We start from the raw sequence: 23,976 nt of genomic DNA on the forward strand, positions 1-23,976 counted from the left end.
GGCCGAGCCGATGACTCGCATCCGAAGGTAGCAATCCATCCGGGCGCGGTCCACGTACCACTACTCGGAGCACACCGTCTCCTGTCGCGCTCACTCCAGGAGGAACCATGCGACGCACAACCCTCGCCCAAGCCCTCGTCTCGGCATTGGCCCTGGTGGCGCTGCCCACCATCGCGGCAGCTGACCCTCCGCCCAACGCGGGTCGGCCAATCACCGTGGAGATGACCGGAGCCGCCGAGCGGCCCGGCCCAGGAGACCCAGATGGCTCCGGCATCGCGCACGTCCGCCTCAACCCCGGCCAAGAGCGGATCTGCTACACCCTCGACGTGTCCGACATCGCGCCGGCCACCGCAGCACACATCCACGTCGCTGGGCCGGACCAACCAGGCCCGGTCGTGGTGCCCCTTGATCCCCCGACCAGCGGTACGGCAGCCGGGTGCGTCACCGTCGACCGTGAACTGGTCCTCGACATCGTTCGTGACCCAAGCGGCTACTACGTCAACGTGCACAACGCCGACTTCCCGGCCGGAGCGGTGCGTGGTCAGCTCGGATAGCCGCACTCGTCGCGCACGCAAGCACGTCACAGCGCCGGAGTAACGTCCGTTCCTTGGGGTAGGCCGAGCGCACCAGCGACACCAGATGCACCTCCTTGGATGAGTCGTAAGCACACGGGGAGGTCGAGGTCCGCCCACGCCCGATCGGCGGTCAAGCCTCATGGCCTGATCGTGTGACGAAAGCCGGGTGTCGAGTAGGGCGCTCGCAAGCCGATGGCGCCCTGAGACATGCCCTGGCGGCGGATACTCCGCTCAGCCGGCACCAACGTCGTTCAGGTCCCCGCTGGGACTTCCTCGGCGATCGTGCCGTCGCCGTCAGTGTCGGGAACGGAGCGTTCGAGGGTGTCGAGGATGACGCCCAGTCCGTACGTGAACTCGAGCTTCGACGAGCACCAGACCGTGCCGTGGCTCGTCAAGGACGCCTGAGACCGCCATCCGCTGACACACGGCAGCGCCACCGCCCGCGATGGACGGTGGCGCTACGGGTTCTCAGAAGGCGGCGGGTCGAGCGGTGTAGCCGGCCTTGGCGACCGCGGCGACGAGGTCCTCAGCGTCGACCTTGGCGGGGTCGTGGTCGACCTCGATGCGCGCCGAGGCGAAGTGGACCCGGACCGAGCCGACGCCGTCGAGGCGACCGACCTGCTTCTCGATCTTCGCCACGCAGGAGGGGCAGGAGAATCCCTCCGCCCGCAGGACCGTGCGGGTGGTGGTGGGCTGAGCGGTGGTGCTCATCGCGTGCATCCTTTCGTCGTTCCTCGCCCGGTAGGGGCGCTGACAACGACGTTACGGACGGCAGGACGCCCGGACCATGACGCGCGTCAATCGTCAGTACCCCATCGCCCCCGAATCGGGTGCCTCGGTGACCATCTCGCCGTCGGGTGTGACCACGAACCAGACGTCGTTGACTCCCTGACCGGTGACGTCACCGGGGCTGGTGTCCTGGGAGAAGTAGTACAGCGGCCAGTCGCCGTAGGTGGCCTGCACGGTGCCGTCCTCACGCTCGATGCTGCCGAGCAGAGCCTCGTCCACACCCTCACCGGCGGCGGGCTCCCCCTCGACGGGCGGCCATGCCACGAGGCAGTCGCCGGTGCACGCGCTCATGCCCGGGCTGTCGTTGGTGAACAGGTACAGCGTCATGCCCTCGCCGTCGACGAGGACCGTGCCCAGGTCCGTGTCAGCGGTAGCGATCTCCGTGCCGCCGGCCATCGGCTCCTCACCGGTCATCGGCTCCTCCGTGGTCGACGGTGCGTCCGCGCCGCCCGGCTCGTCGACCACCGGATCGTCGTCGCCGCACGCACCGAGCAGCCCCGCCCCGATGATGCAGGTGGCGAGGATCCCCCTTGTCCGCCGTCCCATGGCACTCTCCTTCGGTCCCGTCCGGGCGCGTGTCGCCGAACACCTAGAGATACGGTCGGGAGGCGCTGCGAGATTGCGCGCGCCGGCAATGGAGGCGGATGAGTCGGCCGGTACGCCGGGTTCTGTCCCGCGGCCCCGTAGGTCCGCGGTGGCGGCCATCCATCTACGACGTACGTTGCCGCACGCCTCCAGCGACCTACCCGCAGGCTCGGGCGAGCAGCCCTCAGGCGCCTGCTGTCTGGTCTTGCTCCGGGTGGGGTTTACCGAGCCGCACCGGTCACCCGGCGCGCTGGTGGTCTCTTACACCACCGTTTCACCCTTACCGCCGCGGCCCGGAGGCTGCGACGGCGGTCTGTTTTCTGTGGCACTGTCCCGCGGGTCACCCCGGGTGGGTGTTACCCACCACCCTGCTCTGCGGAGCCCGGACGTTCCTCGTCGCCCCGAGGGGCGCCGCGACCGCCTGGCCGACTCATCCGCCCCACGAGTCTAGCGTCACCGAGCCGGACGTCAGTCCTCCCCGACGGCGGCAGGGGCGCCGATGACGTGGACCTCGCCCCGACCGCTCCACCGCCGCATAACGCTCACGGTCCCCGGCGCGATGCGGAACACCTCCCAGGAGTCGGTGGGGGCAGCGACGACCGTCCCGACGATGGCGGCGATCACGTCAGCATGAGCGGCGATGACCACGGTGCAGCCCGCACTGCCGTCGTCGAGCCGTTCCAGCGCGCGCTCCACCCGAGCCGCCATCTCGGCGCGGCTCTCACCGGGCTGCGCCGGGGCGAAGTCGTCGTCGACCGTGGGCACGCCGAGGTCCGCGACCTCACTGATGAGCTCGGCGGTCTGCAGGGCGCGCACGAGCGGCGAGGCGAGCAGCACGCTCGGCCGTGCCAGGTGGGGCCACAGGCCGTCGCCGATCATGTCGACCAGGGCGGCCGCCGCTCCGGCCAGCTCGATGCCCTGCTCGCTGAGCTCCGGGTCGCCGTCGCGGTCGCGCGGTGCCACGCCGGGGCTCACGAGGACGAGCGTGATGGCGTCCGGGTCCGCCAGGGACGGCGCGTTGGTGTCGACGTCCGGGATGGGCACGACGTCGTCGTCGGACTCGTCGGCGACGGGGCCCGCGTCCCGGCTGCCCGACGACGTCGGGACCTGGGCGCCGTCGTCGTCGTAGTCGTAGTCGTTGACGATCTGCCCACCGCTGTCCATGACGGCGTTGGCCAGGGCGTCGGCGGCGCCGTTGAGGGCGCGCGGGATCCAGGTGTAGGTCACCTGGCCGGCCGGGACGATCTCGCGGGCCTCCAGTGCCAGGCGACGCATGTCGGCGTGCTTGATCTTCCAGTTGCCCGACATCTGCTCCACGACGAGTTTGGAGTCCATCCGCACCTCGACCCGCGCCGTCGGGTCGATGGCGGCGGCTGCCCGCAGCCCGGCGATGAGGCCGCTGTACTCGGCGACGTTGTTGGAGCACACGCCGAGGAACTCGGCGCGCTCGGCCAGCACGGTGTCCCCCTCCCGCACGAGGGCCCCGTACCCGGCGGGGCCGGGGTTGCCGCGGGACCCGCCGTCGGCCTCGACGACGAGCACCCGGGTGCTCCGTCCGGCCCGCTTGGACGGACGGTCCGTGCCGGGAGCTGCCGCGGCGGGCTCGGTGTCGAACAGGCTGGCCTGGTTCACTTCGGATCCATCCGGACGATGATGTAGCCGTAGTCCTCATGCTGCACGACCTGCTCGGGCGGCGCGGAGTGGATCGCGTCGAGCTCGGTGAGGGAGAAGTCCAGCTGCGTCCCCTCGGTGCGCGAGCCGTACAGGGCGATGGCGGCGAGGCCACCGGTGCGCTCCCGGACCCTGTCGTACAGGGCCACGAGTGCGGGCTCGAGCTTCGCCACGACGGCGGCGCGCTCGTTGACGAGGGAGGCGAGCTGCCCGTCGATGGCCGACCACTCGGCGTCGCGTGCCGCGGTGTGCCGGGCGACGTCGGCAGCGATCGCGTCCTCCTGCTCACCGAGCTGGGCGAGCCGCGACTCGGCCTCCTCGAGCCGCTCCATGACCTCCAGCTCGACCTCCTCGAGGTCGCCCTGGCGGCGGGCGAGCTGCTCGAGCTCGGCCTGCAGCGCCTGCGCCTCCTTGGCGCTCACCGCACCGGAGTCGAGGCGGGCCTGGTGCCGGGCCGCCCGCTGGCTCACCTGCTCGACGTCCCCCTCTGCCTTGGTCAGCTCGCGGCGGGTGTCGGCGACGACGGTGCGCTCCTCCACCTGGGCGCTGCGCACGTCCTCCAGCCGGCTCTCGAGCTCGGCGAGGGTCTCGAGCACGGGCAGGCTGCGACGCTCGTGGTTGAGCTTGGCAGCGCGCGTGTCGAGCGCCTGGATCTCGAGCAGACGGCGCTGGTCCGCCACCGGGGCTGTGGTCACTGGGCGACTCCCTTGTTGTCGTGCGTGCTGTCATTGTCGGGTGCACCGAGTCGCAGCGTCCACGGGTCGGTGACGAGCGTGCTCACCACGGTCCGCACCGCGCCGCCGGCCTCCCGGGCGTCCTCCTCCAGGCGGGCGGCCGCGACCGGCAGCCACGGCCACTCGCTCGCCCAGTGGGTGGCGTCGATGAGGTACGGCGGGCCCGCCTCCAGCGCCTCGGACGCCGGGTGGTGGCGCAGGTCCGCGGTGAGGTAGACGTCGGCGCCCCGGGCTCGCACGGTCCCGAGCAGCGAGTCCCCCGACCCGCCGCAGACCGCGACCGTCCGCACGTGCGCGTCGAGGTCACCGGCGACGCGGATGCCCTGCGCCGTGGCGGGCAGCACGGCGGCGACCCGCTCGGCGAGGGTGCGCAGCGTCGTCGGCTCGGGGAGCGTGCCGATGCGGCCGATCCCGGTCCCGGCCGGGTGGGTGGCGTGCTCGACGACGGAGAAGGCGGGCTCCTCGTAGGGGTGGCTGGCGCGCAGCGCCGCGACGACGGCGGTGCGGCGGTGCCGCGGCAGGGTCATCTCGAGCCGGTCCTCGACCACCTCGGTGACCCGCCCGCGCTCCCCGATCGTCGGGTTCGCGGCGTCCCCCGCCCGGAAGGTGCCCTGCCCGGGGGCGCTGAAGGCGCAGCGGTCGTACTCACCGATCGCGCCCGCGCCGGCGTCGGCCAGCGCGTCGAGGACGGCGGTGGTGTGGTCCTGCGGGACGAAGACGGTGAGGGTGTCGAGTGCGGCGGCGTCGTGCGGGGTGAGCGGCTGACGGTCGGTCAGCTCGAGGAGGTCCGCGAGCGCGTCGGCCACTCCCCCGGCGGCGGAGTCGGCGTTGGTGTGCGCGGTGTACAGGGCGCAGCCGGCACGGATGAGGTCGTGGACCACCCGGCCCTTGGGGGTGGCTGCGGAGACGGTGCTCGTGCCGCGCAGGTAGAGCGGGTGGTGGGTGACGAGGAGGTCGGCGCCGGCGGCGATCGCCTCCGCCGCGACGTCCTGGACCGGGTCGACGGCGAACACCACCGTGCGTACCGGGGCCTCGGGGTCACCGGCGACCAGGCCGACGGCGTCCCAGCCCTCCGCGGTGCCGGGCGGGTAACGCTGCTCGAGGAGGCCGACGACGTCGGCCACGGTCAGGGTGCTCGCCATTCGCCCAGGCTATCGGTGCCCGCCGGAGTCCCGGCACCGGCGGTGCGGCCGTGCGACCCGGGGCGGCTCCGGGCGGTTGCGGGCCCGTCGGGGCGGCAGTGCCGGGCCAGGGTGCAGTGTCGTCGCCGGACGTCAGATTGAGTCACCTGGTGACTCAATCTGACGTCCCGCGACACGTCGTCCCCCTCCCGCCGGGTGCGGCCGCGCCGGGCCGACCTCAGGCGAGCTGGACGTCGGCGAGGGTGATCTCGGTGGCGGACAGCGCCTGGCTCACCGGGCACGTCTCCTTCGCCTGGCGGGCGAGGTCGTCGAAGGTCGCCGCGTCGATGCCCTCGACGGTGCCGCGGACGGTGAGCTCGATGCCGGTGATCCCGGTGCCCGCGACGAACGTGACGGCTGCGCTGGTGTTGAGCTGGGTGGGTGGGGTGCCGTTCTCCTTGAGCATGTTGGAGAACTGCATGGCGTAGCAGGTCGCGTGAGCGGCCGCGATGAGCTCCTCGGGCGTCGTCGTGCCGCCGCCCTGCTCCTCGCCGCGGGACTTCCAGGCGACGTCGAAGGTCGCCTTGCCGGAGGTCTCCAGCGTCGTCGTGCCGGAGCCGGTGAACAGCTCACCGTTCCACTCGGTGCTCGCCTTGTTGACCACGGGGTTGGGCATGGTGTTCTCCTTCGCACGCTGGGGCGGCCCGGAGGCCGGCGGCGCCAGACCTGCGCCGTCCCTGCCATCCCACCACACAGTGCCGCGGACCACACCGGGGGAAACTCGGGAGAAGTCGGTCAGCCGGGGCGGGTGCCAGCGACCCGGGTAGCCTGAGGGCGTCCCCCCTCGAAGGAGAACCATGCACTCGCGCACCCTGGGCCGCACCGGCCGCACCGTCTCAGTCATCGGGCTCGGCACCTGGCAGCTCGGGGCCGACTGGGGGCAGGTGGAGGAGGCCGACGCACGCGCCGTCCTCGACGCCTCCGCCGAGGCCGGCGTGACGTTCTTCGACACCGCCGACGTCTACGGCGACGGACGCAGCGAGTCCTTCATCGGGCAGTGGCGCCGCGACAACCCCGGCGTCGACCTCACCGTCGCGACGAAGATGGGCCGGCGCCTGCCGCAGGAGCCCGCGAACTACTCGATGGACAACTTCCGTGCGTGGACGGACCGCTCGCGGCGCAACCTCGGCGTGGACACCCTGGACCTCGTCCAGCTGCACTGCCCGCCGACCGAGGTGTACGGCGTCGACCGCGTGTTCGACGACCTCGACACCCTCGTCGCCGACGGCGTCACCGCGGCCTACGGGGTCAGCGTCGAGCGGGTCGACGAGGCCCTGGCGGCGATCGCCCGCCCGAACGTCGCGACCGTGCAGATCATCCTCAACGCCTTCCGCCTCAAGCCGCTCGAGCAGGTGCTCCCGGCAGCCAAGGAGGCGGGCGTCGGCATCATCGCCCGCGTCCCGCTCGCGAGCGGCCTCCTCTCCGGGCGCTACACCCCCGAGACGACCTTCGCCGAGAACGACCACCGCAGCTTCAACCGGCACGGCGAGGCGTTCGACGTCGGCGAGACCTTCTCCGGCGTCGACTACGCGACCGGGGTGCGGGCCGCGGCCGAGTTCGCGTCGGTGGCCCGCCGTCTCGTCCCGTCGGCGACGACGGCGCAGGTCGCGCTCGCGTGGGTGGCGGCCCAGGACGGCGTCTCCTCCGTCATCCCCGGCGCCCGCAACCCCGAGCAGGCACGCGCCAACGCCGCCGCCGGGTCCCTCGACCTGCCCGTCGAGCTCGACGAGGCCGTCCACACGCTCTACGACCGCGAGCTGCGCGAGGCGATCCACCCGCGCTGGTGACCGGCAGCCGCCCCTCACACGGGCGGCCGGGCGGTGGGGCGGTCGCCTCGCACGCGCTCGCCCTGGCGCGCCGGGTGCGGCGGCGCGCCGCGGCGTCCAGGTGCCCGAGCCCGCCGTGCCGGCGCCCCGCCGCTGTGCCACCGTGGTGCCCCCGACGGATCGGAGACGCCATGGCACTGTCCGAGGGCGACCGCGTCTCGTGGAACACGCCGCAGGGCGTGACCCACGGCGTCGTCGTCGACACCCGCACGAAGGACTTCCAGCTGGCCGGTCAGCACTTCACCGCGAGCGAGGACGAGCCGATGCTCATCGTGGAGTCCGACCGCAGCGGCAAGCGCGCCGCGCACCGGCCCGAGGCCCTGACGAGGAGGGACTGAGCCGTGCCGACCCCACCGAAGGGAGTGCAGCAGGCCGCCGCGCGAGCCCTCCGTTGGATCGAGGAGGGCAAGGCGGGCAAGGGCTTCACCGACGTCGGGCGGCACCGCGCCCGTCAGCTGGCTGAGGGCGCCGACGTCAGCGAGGAGGACCTGAAGAAGATGCACGCCTACTTCGCGCGGCACGTCGTCGACCGCGACGCACCCGGGTTCCGTGGCAACACCCCCGGCTTCCCCTCCCCGGGTCGGGTCGCGTGGGACGCGTGGGGCGGGGACGCGGGACGGCGCTGGGCGGACCGGCTGGCCGGCTGACCGACGACGTCAGCCAGCCGCCGGGATCCGTGGCGCCGGCCGGCACGCGGCTACCGGACCTCGGTGAGCGTTCCCTCCGTGACCGAGTAGACGAAGCCGCGGACCTGGTCCTTGTGCGGCACGAACGGGTTGGCTGCGATCCGGGCCAGTGACTGGCGCACGTCGTCGGCCGGGTCGCGGAAGGACTCCGGCGCCCACGGCGGCCGGATGCCGGTGTCGGCCTCGATCTGCGCCTTGAGCTCGTCGTCGGTGAAGGTGAGCATCCCGCAGTCGGTGTGGTGGATGAGGATGATCTCGCGCGTGCCGAGCAGCCGCTGGCTGATGACGAGCGAGCGGATCTCGTCCTCGGTGATGACGCCGCCGGCGTTCCGGATGACGTGGGCGTCACCCTCCTCCAACCCGAGCAGCCCGTAGGGGTTGATCCGCGCGTCCATGCAGGCGACGACGGCGACCTGCCGGTCGGGTGGCATCGGCAGGTCCCCCTTGGTGAAGCCTGCGGCGTAGGTCTCGGCGTTCCTCAACAGCTCGTCGGTGACGCTCATGGTTGGTCCTCTCGCTGGACGGCCCGCTTCACGGCCGGCGCGGCCGCTGCACGTCATCCTTGCGCGTTCCCTCGCCGCGCACACCGATCAGCCCGGCGCATCTCGCATCCCGGCCGGCGTGCCGTGGCCCCCGCACTCCCGCGGTGGCCACGGCCCGTCGGTCAATCGGTCACTCGGTCACTCGGCGGTGAGCCTCCGCCGCACCACCAGGGTGGCCGTACCGGCGGTGAGGAGCAGCACGACGGCTGCCAGCGGCAGTGTCACCCCGGTCCGGCTGAGCTGGCCACCTGCCCCGCCCCGCGGCGGTGAGTCTCCACCGTCGCCGGGCGTCCCACCGGTGGGCGGGTCGCTCGGGTCCGGCCCGCCGGTGGGCGGGTCGGTCGGGTCACCCGTGGGTGGGTCGGTCGGACCCGGGACCTCGGTGGGCGGGTCGGTCGGCGCGGGCAGGGGGACGAGGCCCTCGAGCGCCTGCTCGAGCTGGAGGACGGCCGCGTCCACGCTCTGCTGGCTGGGCGCCGCAGAACCGAGCACGAAGCCCGCCCGTGCGAGCGCCGCGTCGAGCAGCGCCAGGGAGTCGGGAGTGTAGGCCTTGCGGTCGACGTCCTCGGCAGCCGAAACGAGCTCCTCGAGTGCCGCCGTGTCCGCCTCGGCGGTCTCGGAGACCGCGACGAGCGCGAAGTCGTCCAGGGTCCCCCACGCGCCCCCGCTCAGGGAGAGGTCGGCACGGATCGTCACCACGCCGTCCGCGGCCACGGTGAGCGGCCCGGTCTGGGGCGTCTGCCAGTTGTCGTACCCGCTGAGCGTGAAGTCGGCCGAGACGGTGGAGATGCCGGAGGCGGCGGAGATGCTCAGCGTGTCGCTCGCCCCGGCGTCACCGCCCTGAGCCTTCGCGGACAGGCGGTACTGGCCCGCCGGGACGTCGGTGAGCTGCTGCTCGATGGAGAAGCTGTACGGGTCGGCGGCCCAGAAGTGGGTCGAGCGCACCCCCTCGTAGGGGTCGCTCTCGCTGCTGATCGTGTACCCGCTGCCCGTCCCCACCCAGGGCGCCACCCCGTCCTCGAACCCGGGGTTGACGACGAGGTTGGTCCCCTCGACGTCGCTCGAGCGCACGGTCACGGTCGCGGTCACCGGGTGACCGGCCTCCGTGGTGCCGCGGACCAGGTAGGTGCCCGGGCCCAGGATCCACTCGGTGGAGTCGCTCCAGGTGACCGCCTGCTCCTCGGTCGTGCCGTCGGTGTAGGAGACCTGGACCGTCGCGGGCAGCGCGACGGGCTCGCCGTCGACGACCGAGACCGTCGGGCTCGCGACGGCGTCGAGCTCGCGGGGCGCCACGGACCCGGTGCGCGCGTACTCGTACACGCGCAGCGACTCCAGCGGTGAGCCGTCGTGGGCGAAGAGCGCCTGGTTGTCCCAGCCGGAGCCGCCGAAGTCGTCCGCCCACTCGGACGGGTCGAGGTCCTCGGAGTACCCGCCGTCCGGGTCGTAGAACTCCTGGGAGTACGTCGTCGCCCACCCGGACCCGTCGCGCTGCCACAGCTCCCAGTTCGCCTCGAGCTGCTCCGGCGGGCCGACCGGCACCCAGGCCGGCTCCCAGTAGAAGGTGCCCAGCCCGCGGCCCTCGGAGACGTCGGCGACGGCCTGCATGACGTCGCGCACGGCCAGGGCCTGCCCCTGGACGGACACCGAGTAGGGCCCGTCGACGGTGCGCACGGCGTTGGGGTAGCCGTCCCCGTCCTCCAGCGTGTAGGTCCACGACGTCTCGGCGACGGCCACCTCCTTGTCGTAGGTCGTGGCGACCTGGTCGAGGACGGCGGTGAGGTTCTCGGGGGTGCCGTGCCAGAAGGGGTAGTAGGAGCTGAGGAAGACGTCGTAGTCCACGCCACGGGTGTCGAGCTCGCGGGCGACGGCGGCGTACTGCCCGGCGCGCTCCGGGTTGGTGAAGTGCACGGCCACCTTGACGTCCTCGCCGAGGGTGTCGCGGACCGCGCGGGAACCGGCAGCGAACAGATCGGCGGTGCGGTCCCAGCCGGTGGTCCCGGCGATCTCACCGCTGGTGGTCTCGTTGCCGATCTGGACCATGCCGACGTCGACGCCGGCGTCCTTCATCTGCTGGAGCGTGTCGACGGTGTAGTCGTACAGCGCCGCGACGCGCTCCTCGTGGCTGGTCCCGCGCCACGCACGCGGCACATGCTGCTGGCCGGGGTGCGCCCAGAAGTCGGAGTAGTGGAAGTTCACCAGCACCCGCATGTCCGCGGCGGTGGCGCGCACCCCGATCTCGGTGGCGCGGTCGGCGTCGACGTTGCCCGCGCCGTAGCCCTTGGTCGGGTCGGCGGCGAGGAACGGCTCGTTCCACACGCGGATGCGTGCCCAGTTGACCCCGGCGTCCGACAGGACGTCGAACAGGTCGGCGTCGTTGCCCTCGAAGTCGGTGAAGGTCACGCCGCTCTCCTCCAGCGAGAGCACCGAGGAGAAGTCGGCGCCATTGATCCACCCCTCCCCCATGCCCTCGACGCGGGGCACCGTGATGCCCGCCTCCACGGGGCCGTCGTCGGCCCCTGCCGGGGCGATGAGCCCGGTCCCCACGAGTGCGGCGGCGGCGACGACCACGGCCCCCCGTCTCATCCGACGTGCCATGTCATTCCTCTCCTCGATCTTCGTTGATCCCCGCCCGCGCGGGTGCGCGGGACGGTGTGCTCCCGGCAGGACGCGCCGGGTGGGTGGACGGCCGGGTCCTCAACCCTTGACCGACCCGGCGGACAGTCCGCCGACGATGTAGCGCTGCAGTGACAGGAACAGCACGAGGATGGGCACGGCGGCGACCATCGACCCGGCCGCGAACAGCCCCCATCGCGACGTGAGCTGGTTGGACACCCACTGGTACATCCCCACCGCGAGCGTCCAGTTGTCCTCGCTGGTGAGGACGATGCGCGCGAGGATGAAGTCGCCGAAGGAGGAGATGAAGGCGAGCAGCCCGACGACGGCGAGGATCGGCGTCACCAGCGGCATGATGATCCGCCAGTAGATCTGCGAGTGGGGTGCGCCGTCAATGCGGGCGGCCTCGTCGATCTCGATCGGGATGGTGTTGAAGAAGCCGTACATGAGGAAGGTGTTGGCTCCCAGCGCCCCGCCGAGGTAGACGCAGATGAGCGCCAGCTTGGAGTTGACCCCGAGCTGCGGGACCACCTCTCCCAGGGCGATGAGCAGCAGGAAGACCGCCACGAACGCCACCGTCTGGGGGAACATCTGGATGATGAGGAGCGTGGTGAGGGACGCGCGCCGCCCGCGGAAACGGAAGCGGGAGAACGCGTAGGCGGCGGCAGCGCCCATGAGCACCGCACCGACGGCCGCGGCGCTGCACACGAGCAGGGTGTTGGCGACCCACGTCCAGTACCGCGTCTCCCCCAGGGCGGCGTAGTTGACCTGGCTGACCGCGTTGAACAGGGACGAGGAGCCGGCGAGGGAGCCGCGCGGGTCGAGGGACGCGGACAGCGCGTAGACGAGCGGGAAGGCGGCGTAGAAGACGACGACGACGGCGACCGGGTACTTCCAGCCGACCTCGCGCCACCAGCGTCGGCGGCGGGTGGCCGTGCGCTGCTTGTCGTCGCTGGGCGAAGTCATGGCTAGATCTCCTCGAGCTTGCGGGTCCGGCGGAACGCCAGGGCCGAGATGAGTCCGATGACGATGAAGACGATGATCGACAGGGCGCTCGCCAGGCCGTAGTCGGCGCGGCCGCCGGCCACCCCGGAGATCTGGTAGATCGCGGAGATGAGGATGTCGGTCGCCCCCAGCGGGACCGACGCGGCAGGGAAGGCCGGCCCGCCGTCGGTGAGCATGTAGATGATCGTGAAGTTGTTGAAGTTGAACGCGAAGGACGCGATCGCGAGCGGCGCCGTCGAGACCATGAGGAGCGGAAGCGTGATCGAGCGGAACTGCCGCCAGCGGCCCGCGCCGTCGATGCGGGCGGCCTCCATGAGCTCGCCGGGCAGCGCCTGGAGTGCGCCGGTCGTCACGAGCAGCCAGTACGGGTAGCTCAGCCAGAGGTTGACCCACAGCACGGCGACCTTCGCCAGCCACGGGTCGCTGAGCCAGCCGATGCCCGCACCGAGGAAGAACCACTCGTTGACGACGCCGAACTCCTGGTTGAGCATGCCTCGCCACAGCAGCGCGGACATGAAGGCGGGGAAGGCGTACGGGAGGATGAACGCGGTGCGGAGCACCTTGCGCCCACGCACCCGGGTGTCGTTGTAGATGAGCGCGATGAGCAGCCCCAGGCCGAAGCTGGTGAGCACGGTGAGGGTGGCGAACGCGAAGGTCCACAGGGTCACCTTGAGCAGCGGCCCGGCGTAGGCGGCGTCGGTGAAGGCCCGCACGAAGTTCTCGAAGCCCACGTTGACGTACCAGCCGGCCGCCAGCCGGTCCCCGTCCGGGCTGACGAAGTTGCCCCGGTCGTCCGGTGCGTACACGACGCCGGTCTCGGTGTCGGTGAGGGTCGTGGCGTCCGGGTCCCACTCGAGGCTCGAGGTGTAGACGGTCCCGGTGGACCCTTCCCGGGTGCGGATGGCCCCGTCCTCGGCGTCGTCGGAGACCGGGACGCGGAGGTTGGCAGCGGCCTGCTGGAGGTCGTTGTCACTGAAGAGCTGGGTCCGTGGGACGACCTCCCAGCCGGGGACCTCGACGGCGGCACCGCGTTCGTCGACGACGGCGCCGGAGACGGGCTCGAGCGGCTGCTCCGACGTGCCCACGCGGACGACCCCGTCCTCGCCGGTGACGGCGAAGCCGAGCTCGTCACCCTCCCGCACCAGCGCGAGCGGGTAGGACGGCGAGCCCTCCAGCCGGCGCTCGTCCTGGATGAGTGCCGCGTCCACGGCCTGCTGCATCGAGCCGAGGTGACCGGTGCCGTAGTTCGTGAAGGCGACGTACCCGGTGTACGCCATCGTGAACAGCTGGAAGACCCCGAGGAAGACGAGCCCCGGGTAGAGGTACTTCAGCGGCACGGCTCGGCGGGAGAAGTAGACCCAGTCCGCGGCGACGAGCAGGAGGACGAGCGCGCCGAGGATGAACCACGCCTGCACCCGGTAGGCGGACAGGATGGCGGTGAGCCCGAGGGCGTTGACGCCCATCATGACCGCCAGCTTGAGGAGGAAGCCCCAGCCGGGACCCTTCCAGCTCCGTGCGTGGCTCTCGCTCATCGGGTCATCGGTCGGGCGGGTCGCGCCCTGCTGGCCGACGGACATGTGGACTCCTCGTGTCGGGTCCGTCCTCCCGGGCCGGGGCGCGCACGTCCCGGCCCGGGAGGCAGGATCACTCGGCGATCGCGCTCTCGATGCTGCTGACCATGCTCGGCCAGACCGATGCCGGGTCCTCGCCGTTGATCAGGGCGATCTGGACGGGGTTCCAGAACTCCCAGACGGCTCCCATCTCGGGGATGTTCGGCATCGGGACGCCGTTCTGGGCAGAGGCCAGGAAGCCGGCGATGACCGGGTCGTCGGCCACCGACTCGGCGACGGCGGTCAGTGCCGGGATGCGCGGGTCGGCCTCGTAGAGCGCCTGCTGCGCGTCGTCGGTCGACATGTAGTTCGCCAGGAACTCATTGGCGAGCAGGGCGTTGGAGGACTGCGAGGACAGGTAGAAGCCCTGGACACCGACGAACGGCGACGCGGTCTGCCCGCCCGCCGACGGCACCGGCCCGACGACGACGTTCACGCCGGCGTCCTGGTAGGTCGGGATGGTCCACGGTCCCTGGACGATGAACGGCGACTCGCCCGTGGCGAAGAGCTCGTTGCCGATGTCGTAGTCGACCGTGTCGGTGAAGTAACCGGTGCCGGCCGACCCGTTGTCGTGCAGCCACTGGGCGAAGGCGAGACCCTCCTCGCCGCCCAGCCCGACCTCGCTGGTGTAGGAGCCGTCCTCGTCCTGGAGGAAGACCGGTGCCCCGAAGGAGGTCTGGAAGGCGTAGGAGGTGTACATGTCGCCCTCCGTGCCGTTCGTGTAGAAGATGATCGGCCGCTCGGCGAACCCTGCGTCGGTTGCCATCTGGATGAGCTCGTCCCACGTCTCGGGCGTCTCCTCGCCGACGAGGTCGGCGTTCTGGATGAGCCCGACCGTCTCCTGCGCGTACGGCAGGGCGTAGAGCTGCCCGTCGTAGGTGAGGGCGTCGAGGGTGACCTGCTCGAAGTCGGCGGCACGGTCTCCGAGGTCGATGGTGTCCACGACGCCGGACTCGACGAACTCGCCCAGCCAGTCGTGCGCGCCCACCGTGATGTCCGGCCCCTCGCCCGTGGGGACCTGGGCCAGGAAGTCGGCCCGGAGGTCCTCGAAGTTCTTCTGCACCACCGTGACGGTGGCCCCGGTGTCCGCCTCGAAGGCCGCGGCCGCGTCCTGGATGGCCTGGTTCCGCTCGGCGTCGGACCAGACGACGAGCTCGGCGCCCTCGGCGTCCGCGCGGCCGGTCGTCTCCTCGGTGGTGGGCTGCTCGGCCGCGGTCTCCGCCGGCTCCGGGTCGCCGCCACCGCACGCCCCGACGAGCGCGACGGTCGCCACGAGCGAGGCACCGACTCCTATGTACTTGCGCATTGTTCTTCCTCTCTGAAGCGGCACCATCGGTACCTCGGGGTGGTGGTCACGTCGTCGCGACCACCGTCGTCCTGCTCTGCCGGCGCTCACCGGCCGCCGGTCACCGGCCTCCTCCGCGCTCGGTCCGGACCACGGCCACCTCACCGGCGGGGACGGTGAGGTCCCCCGCCACCGGCTCCCCGGTGAGCAGCTCGGTCCCGTGCACCGTGAGGTGGGCGGGGTCCTCGCGGTGGTTCACCGCGAGGAGGTAGTCGGCGTCCCGGCCGTGGCGGGCCATCAGCTCGACGCCCTCCGGCGACGACGACGGCGCCAGACCGGCGTCGTCGTAGACGGCGGCCAGGACGGGGGCGAGTGCCGCCACGTCGAGCCGGGTGCTCACGTACCAGCCCGTCCCCTCGCCGTGCTGGTGGCGGGTGACAGCGGGAGCGCCGTCCGCGGGGCCGCCGCGGTAGGTGCCCCGGACCTGCGCGCCCTCGAGTGCGAGGTGCTCGGCCCAGACGTCGGCCGGGAGCGTTTCGCCGTCCAGCTCGACGGCGCAGGTCTCGCCCTCGCGCATGGGCAGGAACTCCTCGACGGTGAGGCCCAGGGACTCCCGGAGGGGGGCGCCGAAGCCGCCGGCGTGCACCGCGTCGTGCTCGTCGACCACCGCCGCGAAGCACGAGACGAGCAGGGTGCCTCCGGCGGCGACGTACCGGGTGAGGTTCTCCCCCTGACCGGCGGTCAGGAGGTAGGACGCCGGTGCCACGACCAGCCGGTAGGCGGACAGGTCGTCGCCGGGGTGCGCGAAGTCGACCTGGACGCCGTCGCGCCACAGCCGCTCGTAGTACGCGCGCATCCGCTCGCGGAACTGCAGCGCATCGGAGGGGCGCCACTCCAGGTCCTGGGCCCACAGCGACTCCCAGTCGTAGAGCACCGCCACCTGTGTTTCCACGCGGGAGCCCTGCAGCTCGGCGAGGTCGCCGAGGCGCGAGCCGAGGGCGACGACCTCACGAAAGACGCGGCTCGTCGTCCCGGCGTGGGGAAGCATCGCGGAGTGGAACTTCTCGGCGCCCGAACGCGAGGCCCGCCACTGGAAGAACATCACCGCGTCGGCGCCGCGCCCCACGTGGGTGAGCGCGTTGCGGTGCATCTCCCCCGGACGCTTGGCGATGTTGCGGCCCTGCCAGTTGACGGCCGACGTCGAGTGCTCCATGAGGATCCACGGGCGCCCTCGTGCCACCGACCGCGTGAGGTCGGCGGACAGGGCGAGCGCGACGTGGGCGTCCGGGTCCGGGGACCACAGGTAGTGGTCGTCGGAGACGACGTCGACCTCCTCCGCCCACTTCCACAGGTCGGTGTTCCACGACTGGTGGGCCATGAAGTTGGTGGTGACCGGCTGCGGGGCGTGGGCGCGGATGGCGTCCCGCTCGGCGCGGTAGCAGGCGCGCAGCTGGTCGTCGGTGAACCGGGCCCAGTCGAGCTTCATCGCGGGGTTGACGGTCGACGGCGTCCGCGCCGGCGCGATGACGTGCTCCCATCGGGCGAACCGCTGCCCCCAGAACGCCGTGCCCCACGCGGCGTTGAGGGCGTCGAGGGAGCCGTAGCGGTCCTGCAGCCAGCCGCGCCAGGCCTCGACGGCGCGCGGCGAGAAGTCCTCACCGACGGGCACGCCGTACTCGTTGTGGACGTGCCACAGGACGACGGCGGGGTGGGTGCCGTAGCGGCGGGCGAGCTCACCGGCGATCCGGGTCGCCGCCCGCCGGTACTCGGGCGACGCGTGCGACGCCATCCCGCGGGACCCGAAGCCCATGACCACACCGTCCCCGTCGATGACGCGGGCATCGGGGTAGGCCGCGAAGAACCAGGCGGGCGGCGAGGCGGTCGGGGTGCCGAGGTCGACGGCGATGCCGTTGGCGTGGAGCAGGTCGAGCAGCTCGTCGAGCCACCCGAAGTCGAAGACGCCCTCCTCCGGCTCGAGCATGGCCCAGGAGAAGACGCCGACGTTGACGAGGTTGACGCCCGCCTCGCGCATGAGGGCGACGTCCTCGTCCCAGACCTCCCGAGGCCACTGCTCCGGGTTGTAGTCGCCCCCGTACGCGATCGCCCCGGGGTACGGCCAAAGGTGGTTCGACATGACGCTCCATCGCCTCGCAGTGGATCGGCACCACTGCCCCGTGGTGACCGTGCCCATACTGTGAACGTGCACAGGGTTGGGTGTCAAGTGCTGGAGGGATTCTCTTTCGGGTTCGGCTGTGCCATGGTGTGACCGTGCACAGTTCCTCTCCCGACGCTGCGGGGATGTCCGGCCGTCCGAGCCGCGTAGGGTCGCAGCGATGAGCGCCACCTCCTCGCCGCCCGGTGCCCGCGTGGCCTCGGCGACCGGCGAGACGGTGCGCAGGCGACCCACGATCCTGGACGTCGCCGCCGCGGCGGGCGTGTCCAGGGGGACGGTGTCGCGCTACCTCAACGGCGGCAAGTGGGTCTCCCCCGACGCCCGGGAGGCGGTGGAGCGCGCCATCAAGCAGACCGGCTACCGCGCCAACCAGCACGCGCGGTCACTGGTGACCGGGCGGGCGAACGCCCTCGCGTTCCTCCTGGCGGAACCGCAGGACCGGCTCTTCGCCGACCCCACGTACGCGCCGCTGCTGCGCGGTGCGGCCGAGGCGCTCGCCAGCCGGCAGATGACGCTCAACCTGCTGGTCGCGGGCACACCCAAGGAGCGGGAGAACGTCGTCGCCTACCTGTCGGCCGGCCACGTGGACGGCGCGCTGCTCATCTCCTCCCACGAGAACGAGCCCCTCGTCGACCTCCTGCTCTCCCACGAGATCCCGCTCGTGTCCTGCGGCATCCCCTTGGGGCGGTCCGACCGCGTCGCGTCGGTGTCGGTGGACGAGGCCGGCGGGGCCCGCGAGATGGTGGAGCACCTGCGCTCCCGCGGGCGGCGCCGAATCGCGATGATCACCGGACCGCTCGACCTGCCCGGCGGTCGCTACCGGCTCGAGGGGTACCGTGAGGAGCTCGGGCCGGACTACGACCCCGCCCTCGTCGCCCACGGCGACTACGGCACCGAGTCCGGCGTGACGGCGATGGCCCAGCTGCTCGAGCGGGCCGCGGACCTCGACGCGGTCTTCGCCGCGTCGGACGCGATGGCCGCCGGGGCCATCACGGTGCTTCGTCGTGCCGGCCGCAGGATCCCCGAGGACGTCGCCGTCGGCGGTTTCGACGACTCCGGTCTCGCGGTGAACCTCGACCCCCCGCTGACCACGATGCGCCAGCCCTTCGACCGGATCAGCGCCGAGATGGTCTCCCTGCTGCTCGAGATCATCGCCGGCGGCGCGACGAAGTCGGTGACGATGCCCGCGAGCCTCGTGGTGCGCGACAGCACGTAGGGGCGGCCCACCCGCGGGCGTGCACGCGCGCCGGCACCGGTCAGCGGTCGTGGGCGGAGTCCGCGTCCGGCGGCGTCTGCTCGCGGAAGTGGACGACCAGCTCCTTGCTCCGCGCGATGCGCAGCACCGTCACCAGCACGATGCCGCCCACCGCGTTGAAGACCACGGTGTAGCTGAACCAGCTCAGCCACTCCAGCAGCGAGATGTCCGCGCCGGACTGGATCGCCCCGAAGATCAGCAGCGAGTCGAGGATCGAGTGGAAGAGCTGGAGCCCGGACAGCAGGAACCCACCGGCCACCGCGGCCACCACCCGGACCCCGTCCGACTCGGTGCCCTTCTGCATCCGGGTCATCAGCGTCATGGTGCTGCCGCCGAGGACGGCCAGGCAGACAGACTGGAGCGAGAAGGGTGCGTCGACGAAGTGGCGCGCGGTCTCCTCGATCGTGTCCCGCCACTCGGGGAAGCCCTGCATCACCAGCCACATGAACACCCAGCCGCCGACGAGGTTGCTGACGAGCGTCCCCGCCCACAGCTTGCCCAGCTGCCAGACGCTCGCCTGCCGGGTGACCAGCCCCATGAGGGGCATGTGGAAGTCCTCGGTGAAGAGCTCGCTGTGGGCCAGCAGCACGGCGATGAGGCCGACGCTGAAGGCGAGTCCGGCGAGCAGGTGGCTGTCGGTCTCGTGCAGCACGGCGAGGTAGGCCATGACACCCAGGCCGATCTCCATGCCACCGAACAGGCCGGTGATGACGACCGAACGGACGGTCCGGTGCAGCCGCTCGGCACCCTCCTCCATCGTGCGCTCGAAGGTCTCCTGCAGGTGCTGCTCGACAGGGAGGTCGTTGTCTCCGAGCTCTCGACGTCGTACCTCGCTCATGCGCTCTCCCGCGTGTCGGTTCGCGCCATACTCCCCGATCGCGGGCCGGAGCGCCTGGCAGGGCGTCGAGCACGGGTGCGGGTCGGTGAACCCTCGGTGGGCCCGGCCGGTCTCGAACCGGCGACCTCCGCGGTGTAAACGCGGCGCTCTGACCAACTGAGCTACAGGCCCTGCCGCACCCCGGGGGTGCAGCGACCAGGGTACTGGTCACCGAAGGCAAGGACCGACGACGGGTGTCAGGACCCGGCCTCCTGGAAGAGCGTGATCTGCAGCCCGGCGGGCGCGGCGATCCGCGAGTTCACCGACCGCCACGGCGTCGTGACGGGCTCGCCGACCACCTCCCCGCCGGCCGCGGCCAGGTCCTCCGTCGCCACCGGGGCGTCGTCCACCTCGAAGGCCAGCCGGATCGCGGGGCTCGGCACGGTGGCGCCCTCGACGCGGTCGACCTCCCGGATGTGGGCCGGCGTCCCGATCTCCAGCGTGGCGCGCCCGGCGTCGAGGATGACCACCCGGTCGTCGCCACCCTCGGCGTAGGCCAGCTCCTCGCTCATCCCGAGGACGTCGCGGAAGAACCGCACCGCCTCGTCGTAGTCCGCCGCCTCGACGACGACCCTCAGCTGCCGGACGCGTTGCTGTGTCATGGCGGGATCATCCGCCACGGACCCGGCCATCGGCACGAGAACGGGCACCGAACCTGCGCAGAACCGGCTCTCGACGCACAGGGCTAGGAGCCCGTGAGTGCCGCCACGGCCGCCCGGTAGTCCGCGACGGACCGCGGCCGCCCGGCGGGCGACCGCACGGACCAGGCGATCGCGCCGTCGTCGTCGAGGAGGAAGGTGGCGCGGACGGCGGCCCCGGTCGCCTCGTTGAACGCCCCGTAGGCGTGGGCGGCCGCGCCGTGCGGCCAGAAGTCCGACAGCAGCGGGAAGCCCACCCCCTCCTGCTCACCCCAGGCGCGCAGGGCGAAGACCGGGTCGCACGTGACGGCGACGACGTCGGCCCCCCGGACGGGGCTGCTCACCAGGTCGGCCAGCTCTCCCCCGCACACGCGCGAGAACGCGAACGGCAGGAAGACGACGAGCTGTGGCCGTTCCCGCTGCCCGCCCACCCGCACCGGGGTGCCGTGGGTGTCGGGCAGCTCGACCGACGGCGCCCGGTCAGCGACCGCGACCACGGGCGAGCAGGCGCAACCCGTTCCAGTCCTCGCCGGCACCGACGGAGCCGGTGGGCTGCAGGCCGGCGGTCCGTGCCGCCGCCTCGACGACGGCGGGACCCACGTGTCCGCCACGGCCCGGTTTCGGCGTGAGGACGACGATGGAACCGGCGTCGTCCAGGTTGTCGAGGGCGTCGACCAGGAGGTCGGTGAGGTCACTCTCGTCACCGTCGTCGTCACGCCACCAGATGATGGCGCCGTCGACGACGTCGTTGTAGTCCTCGTCGACGAGGTCACCCCCCGTGATCTCCTCGACAGCCGATCGGACGGTCTCGTCGACGTCGTCGTCGTAACCGAACTCCTGGATCTCCTGCCCGGTCGTGAAGCCGAACCGGCTGCCGGCACCTGGGCCAGCGGTCGCTGCCACGTGTTCTCCCACTCTCGTTCTGGGCGCTCGTCGCGCCGTCGGACCCCAACCAAGCGTGAGGATGGCACAACGCTACTGCCGGGACGATGCCATTCCCAGACGAACCGCCCACGGGCGCGCGGTCTGCTGTTGCCAAGGTCATAGCAAAGCGGCGATCCGGGTGATGGCCCCCGGCCCGTCACGGGGCGAGAATGGGCCTAATCTGGATGACACCGAGCACCAGCCATGCGCGTCGGGGCGCCCGACGCTCGAGGGAAAGAGGACGTGTGAGTCCAAAGAACGGATCTGGACCGCTCATCGACGGCCTGCTCAGCCAGGTCAAGGACATCGACACCGCTGAGACCCAGGAGTGGCTCGAGTCCCTCGACGGTCTCATCGAGGAGCGCGGCGGACCGCGCGCCCGGTACATGCTGCTCAGCCTGCTGCGGCGCGCCCGTCAGCGGAACGTCTCCGTGCCCGGGCACCTGACCACCCCCTACGTCAACACCATCGGCGTGCACGAGGAGCCGTACTTCCCCGGCGACGAGGCCACGGAGCGCAAGTACCGCGGCTGGATCCGCTGGAACGCCGCCGTCATGGTCACCCGCGCCCAGCGGCCGGACGTGGCCGTCGGCGGCCACATCTCCTCCTACGCCTCCATCGCCACGCTGTACGAGGTGGGGATGAACCACTTCTTCCGTGGCAAGGACCACCCCGGTGGTGGCGACCAGGTGTTCTTCCAGGGTCACTCCTCGCCGGGCAACTACGCCCGCGCCTACCTCGAGGGGCGGCTCAGCGAGGACGACCTCGACGGCTTCCGTCAGGAGCACTCCCACCCGGGCGGCGGCCTGCCGTCCTACCCGCACCCGCGCCTCATGCCCGACTTCTGGGAGTTCCCCACGGTCTCCATGGGGCTCGGCCCCGCCGAGGCGATCCACCAGGCGTTCACCAACCGGTACGTCCACGAGCGCGGCATCAAGGACACCTCCCAGCAGCACGTGTGGGCCTTCCTCGGTGACGGCGAGATGGACGAGCCGGAGTCCCGCGGGATGCTGCAGCTCGCCTCGCAGCAGGGCCTGGACAACCTCACCTTCGTCGTCAACTGCAACCTCCAGCGCCTCGACGGCCCGGTGCGCGGCAACGGCAAGATCGTCCAGGAGCTCGAGGCGTTCTTCCGGGGTGCCGGCTGGAACGTCATCAAGGTGCTGTGGGGCCGTGAGTGGGACTCGCTGCTCAACGCCGACAAGGACCGTGCGCTCGTCAACCTCATGAACGAGACGCTCGACGGCGACTACCAGACCTACAAGGCCAACGACGGCGCCTACGTGCGCGAGCACTTCTTCGGCCGCGACCCGCGGACCAAGGAGCTCGTCAAGGACCTGACCGACGAGGAGATCTGGGCCCTCAAGCGCGGTGGCCACGACTACCGCAAGATCTACGCGGCGTACAAGGCCGCGATGGACCACACCGGGGCACCGACGGTCATCCTGGCCCAGACGGTCAAGGGATACGGCCTCGGCCCGAGCTTCGCCGGGCGCAACTCCACGCACCAGATGAAGAAGATGAAGACCACGGACCTCAAGATGCTCCGTGACGCCCTTCGCATCCCGATCCCCGACGAGCAGCTCGAGGACCCGTACAACGCGCCGTACTACCGGCCCGAGGACGACGACCCCGCGCTGCAGTACATGCTCGAGCGCCGTCGCGCGCTGGGCGGCTTCCTGCCCGAGCGCCGCGCCGCGAAGGACTCGCTGCCGCTGCCCGGCGACAAGCCCTACGAGGTGCTCAAGAGCGGCTCGGGCAAGCAGGAGGTCGCCTCGACCATGGCCTTCGTCCGCCTCCTCAAGGAGCTGATGAAGGACAAGGAGATCGGCAGCCGGATCGTGCCGATCATCCCGGACGAGGCCCGCACCTTCGGCCTGGACGCGATCTTCCCGACGGCGAAGATCTTCAACACCCACGGGCAGAACTACACCGCCGTGGACGCCGACCTCATGCTCTCCTACAAGGAGTCCGAGACCGGCCAGATCATGCACATGGGCATCAACGAGGCCGGCTCGGCCGCCGTCTTCCAGACGGTCGGCACGTCCTACGCCACCCTCGGCGAGCCGCTCATCCCGGTGTACATCTTCTACTCGATGTTCGGCTTCCAGCGCACCGGTGACGCCTTCTGGGCGGCCGGGGACCAGCTGGCCCGCGGCTTCGTCATCGGTGCCACCGCCGGGCGGACCACGCTGGCCGGTGAGGGTCTGCAGCACATGGACGGGCACTCCCTCGTGCTCGCCCAGACGAACCCGGCGTTCGTGAACTACGACCCGGCGTACGCCTACGAGATCCGCCACATCGTGCGTGACGGCCTGCAGCGGATGTACGGCGCGGACGACCCGCGTGACCCGAACGTCATGTACTACCTCACGGTGTACAACGAGCCGATGCACCAGCCGGCCGAGCCGGAGGACGTGGACGTCGAGGGCATCCTCAAGGGCGTCCACCGCATCGCGGCCTCCGAGGGCGAGGGCCCCCGGGTGCAGCTCATGGCCTCGGGCGTCGGGGTGCCGTGGGCGCTGCACGCCCGCGAGATCCTCGCCGAGGACTGGGGTGTGCGGGCCGGCGTGTGGTCCGTGACGAGTTGGGGCGAGCTGCGCCGCCAGGCGCTGGACGTCGAGCGCAAGCGGCTGCTGGAGCCGGCCGGTGACCACGGCGAGGCCTACGTCACCGCCAAGCTGCGTGACGCCGGCGGCCCGTACATCGCCTCGAGCGACTGGGACCACATGGTCCCGGACATGATCCGCCAGTGGGTGCCGGGCGACTACCACGTCCTCGGCGCGGACGGCTTCGGCTACTCCGACACCCGCCCGGCGGCCCGCCGCCAGTTCCTCATCGACTCCCACTCCATGGTGGTCAAGGCGCTGCAGGCCCTCGCGGCCCAGGGCGCCGTCGACGCGGACGCCCCGCGTCAGGCCGTCGAGAAGTACCGCCTCTGGGACGTCAACGCCGGCGAGTCCGGCACCGCAGGCGGCGACTCCTAACCGTCCCTCGCCCCGCCCCA

At 71.6% G+C, this 23,976-nt stretch carries 22 protein-coding genes, 1 tRNA gene and 1 other RNA gene; 6 read left to right on the forward strand and 18 right to left on the reverse strand.

Features of this window, described 5'->3' with window-relative positions; genetic code table 11:
* The first annotated feature begins 107 nt into the window (after positions 1 to 107).
* Positions 108 to 554 carry a CHRD domain-containing protein gene (locus VR894_RS09405; protein ID WP_324651125.1) on the forward strand — a complete coding sequence of 149 codons (447 nt, stop codon included), beginning with the start codon at positions 108 to 110 and terminating at the stop codon, positions 552 to 554.
* A gap of 489 nt (positions 555 to 1,043) precedes the next feature.
* On the opposite strand, the gene VR894_RS09410 is transcribed toward VR894_RS09405, so the two are convergent.
* The 7 genes from VR894_RS09410 to VR894_RS09440 form a co-directional block, all read right to left on the reverse strand.
* A complete protein-coding gene (locus VR894_RS09410; RefSeq protein ID WP_324651126.1) occupies positions 1,044 to 1,286 on the reverse strand; it encodes a heavy-metal-associated domain-containing protein in 243 nt (80 codons plus the stop codon).
* 93 nt (positions 1,287 to 1,379) lie between these two features.
* A complete protein-coding gene (locus tag VR894_RS09415) occupies positions 1,380 to 1,910 on the reverse strand; it encodes a hypothetical protein (RefSeq protein WP_324651127.1) in 531 nt (176 codons plus the stop codon).
* A 95-nt stretch (positions 1,911 to 2,005) separates the two neighbouring features.
* Positions 2,006 to 2,382, reverse strand: an RNA gene (gene rnpB, locus VR894_RS09420) — RNase P RNA component class A.
* A gap of 35 nt (positions 2,383 to 2,417) precedes the next feature.
* Positions 2,418 to 3,581, reverse strand: a complete 1,164-nt coding sequence (locus tag VR894_RS09425) for a histidine phosphatase family protein (protein ID WP_324651128.1) — start codon at positions 3,579 to 3,581, stop codon at positions 2,418 to 2,420.
* The gene (locus VR894_RS09430) at positions 3,578 to 4,315 is read right to left on the reverse strand and encodes a DUF7581 domain-containing protein (protein ID WP_324651129.1); all 738 of its coding nucleotides are present in this window, start codon (positions 4,313 to 4,315) and stop codon (positions 3,578 to 3,580) included. Before VR894_RS09430 ends, VR894_RS09425 begins: the two co-directional genes overlap by 4 nt.
* Complete coding sequence (locus VR894_RS09435; RefSeq protein ID WP_324651130.1) at positions 4,312 to 5,496, reverse strand: Nif3-like dinuclear metal center hexameric protein; 1,185 nt, start codon at positions 5,494 to 5,496, stop codon at positions 4,312 to 4,314. Before VR894_RS09435 ends, VR894_RS09430 begins: the two co-directional genes overlap by 4 nt.
* 217 nt (positions 5,497 to 5,713) lie before the next feature.
* Complete coding sequence (locus tag VR894_RS09440; RefSeq protein WP_324651131.1) at positions 5,714 to 6,151, reverse strand: OsmC family peroxiredoxin; 438 nt, start codon at positions 6,149 to 6,151, stop codon at positions 5,714 to 5,716.
* A 181-nt stretch (positions 6,152 to 6,332) separates the two neighbouring features.
* On the opposite strand from VR894_RS09440, the gene VR894_RS09445 reads away from it, so the two are divergent.
* The 3 genes from VR894_RS09445 (at position 6,333) to VR894_RS09455 (ending at position 8,008) form a co-directional block, all read left to right on the forward strand.
* Complete coding sequence (locus tag VR894_RS09445; protein WP_324651132.1) at positions 6,333 to 7,322, forward strand: aldo/keto reductase; 990 nt, start codon at positions 6,333 to 6,335, stop codon at positions 7,320 to 7,322.
* A 170-nt stretch (positions 7,323 to 7,492) separates the two neighbouring features.
* Complete coding sequence (locus VR894_RS09450) at positions 7,493 to 7,699, forward strand: DUF2945 domain-containing protein (protein WP_324651133.1); 207 nt, start codon at positions 7,493 to 7,495, stop codon at positions 7,697 to 7,699.
* A 3-nt stretch (positions 7,700 to 7,702) separates the two neighbouring features.
* Positions 7,703 to 8,008, forward strand: coding sequence for a hypothetical protein (locus tag VR894_RS09455; RefSeq protein WP_324651134.1), 306 nt, complete (start codon positions 7,703 to 7,705; stop codon positions 8,006 to 8,008).
* Between the two features lie 50 nt (positions 8,009 to 8,058).
* On the opposite strand, the gene VR894_RS09460 is transcribed toward VR894_RS09455, so the two are convergent.
* The 6 genes from VR894_RS09460 to VR894_RS09485 form a co-directional block, all read right to left on the reverse strand.
* Positions 8,059 to 8,550, reverse strand: coding sequence for a carbonic anhydrase (locus VR894_RS09460; protein ID WP_324651135.1), 492 nt, complete (start codon positions 8,548 to 8,550; stop codon positions 8,059 to 8,061).
* 177 nt (positions 8,551 to 8,727) lie between these two features.
* Positions 8,728 to 11,184, reverse strand: a complete 2,457-nt coding sequence (locus VR894_RS09465; RefSeq protein WP_324651136.1) for a glycosyl hydrolase 53 family protein — start codon at positions 11,182 to 11,184, stop codon at positions 8,728 to 8,730.
* Between the two features lie 99 nt (positions 11,185 to 11,283).
* Complete coding sequence (locus VR894_RS09470; protein WP_324651137.1) at positions 11,284 to 12,168, reverse strand: sugar ABC transporter permease; 885 nt, start codon at positions 12,166 to 12,168, stop codon at positions 11,284 to 11,286.
* A gap of 2 nt (positions 12,169 to 12,170) precedes the next feature.
* Entirely contained in the window at positions 12,171 to 13,784 is a 1,614-nt protein-coding gene (locus VR894_RS09475) for an ABC transporter permease subunit (protein WP_324651138.1), read from the reverse strand.
* A 67-nt stretch (positions 13,785 to 13,851) separates the two neighbouring features.
* On the reverse strand, positions 13,852 to 15,123 hold the full coding sequence (locus VR894_RS09480; protein ID WP_324651139.1) for a sugar ABC transporter substrate-binding protein: 1,272 nt from the start codon (positions 15,121 to 15,123) through the stop codon (positions 13,852 to 13,854).
* A 100-nt stretch (positions 15,124 to 15,223) separates the two neighbouring features.
* Positions 15,224 to 17,236: a beta-galactosidase gene (locus VR894_RS09485; RefSeq protein ID WP_324651140.1), complete on the reverse strand. Its 2,013-nt coding sequence runs from the start codon at positions 17,234 to 17,236 to the stop codon at positions 15,224 to 15,226.
* A 199-nt stretch (positions 17,237 to 17,435) separates the two neighbouring features.
* Here VR894_RS09485 and VR894_RS09490 point away from each other — a divergent pair, with 199 nt between their 5' ends.
* Positions 17,436 to 18,491, forward strand: coding sequence for a LacI family DNA-binding transcriptional regulator (locus tag VR894_RS09490; RefSeq protein ID WP_324651141.1), 1,056 nt, complete (start codon positions 17,436 to 17,438; stop codon positions 18,489 to 18,491).
* 40 nt (positions 18,492 to 18,531) lie between these two features.
* Here VR894_RS09490 and VR894_RS09495 read toward each other — a convergent pair whose 3' ends face one another.
* From VR894_RS09495 to VR894_RS09515, 5 genes are all read right to left on the reverse strand, one after another.
* On the reverse strand, positions 18,532 to 19,368 hold the full coding sequence (locus VR894_RS09495; RefSeq protein WP_324651142.1) for a formate/nitrite transporter family protein: 837 nt from the start codon (positions 19,366 to 19,368) through the stop codon (positions 18,532 to 18,534).
* A gap of 97 nt (positions 19,369 to 19,465) precedes the next feature.
* Positions 19,466 to 19,539: transfer RNA gene (locus VR894_RS09500), tRNA-Val, on the reverse strand.
* 65 nt (positions 19,540 to 19,604) lie between these two features.
* On the reverse strand, positions 19,605 to 20,009 hold the full coding sequence (locus VR894_RS09505; protein WP_324651143.1) for a VOC family protein: 405 nt from the start codon (positions 20,007 to 20,009) through the stop codon (positions 19,605 to 19,607).
* A gap of 83 nt (positions 20,010 to 20,092) precedes the next feature.
* Positions 20,093 to 20,542, reverse strand: coding sequence for a redoxin domain-containing protein (locus VR894_RS09510; protein WP_324651144.1), 450 nt, complete (start codon positions 20,540 to 20,542; stop codon positions 20,093 to 20,095).
* A complete protein-coding gene (locus VR894_RS09515; protein ID WP_324651145.1) occupies positions 20,526 to 20,948 on the reverse strand; it encodes a DUF3052 domain-containing protein in 423 nt (140 codons plus the stop codon). The genes VR894_RS09510 and VR894_RS09515 overlap by 17 nt, the downstream gene beginning before the upstream one ends.
* 266 nt (positions 20,949 to 21,214) lie before the next feature.
* Here VR894_RS09515 and aceE point away from each other — a divergent pair, with 266 nt between their 5' ends.
* Entirely contained in the window at positions 21,215 to 23,956 is a 2,742-nt protein-coding gene (gene aceE, locus VR894_RS09520) for a pyruvate dehydrogenase (acetyl-transferring), homodimeric type (protein WP_324651146.1), read from the forward strand.
* Positions 23,957 to 23,976 lie beyond the last annotated feature (20 nt).

The sequence above is a fragment of the Georgenia sp. H159 genome, from assembly GCF_035607575.1.
Classification (GTDB): Bacteria; Actinomycetota; Actinomycetes; order Actinomycetales; family Actinomycetaceae; genus Oceanitalea.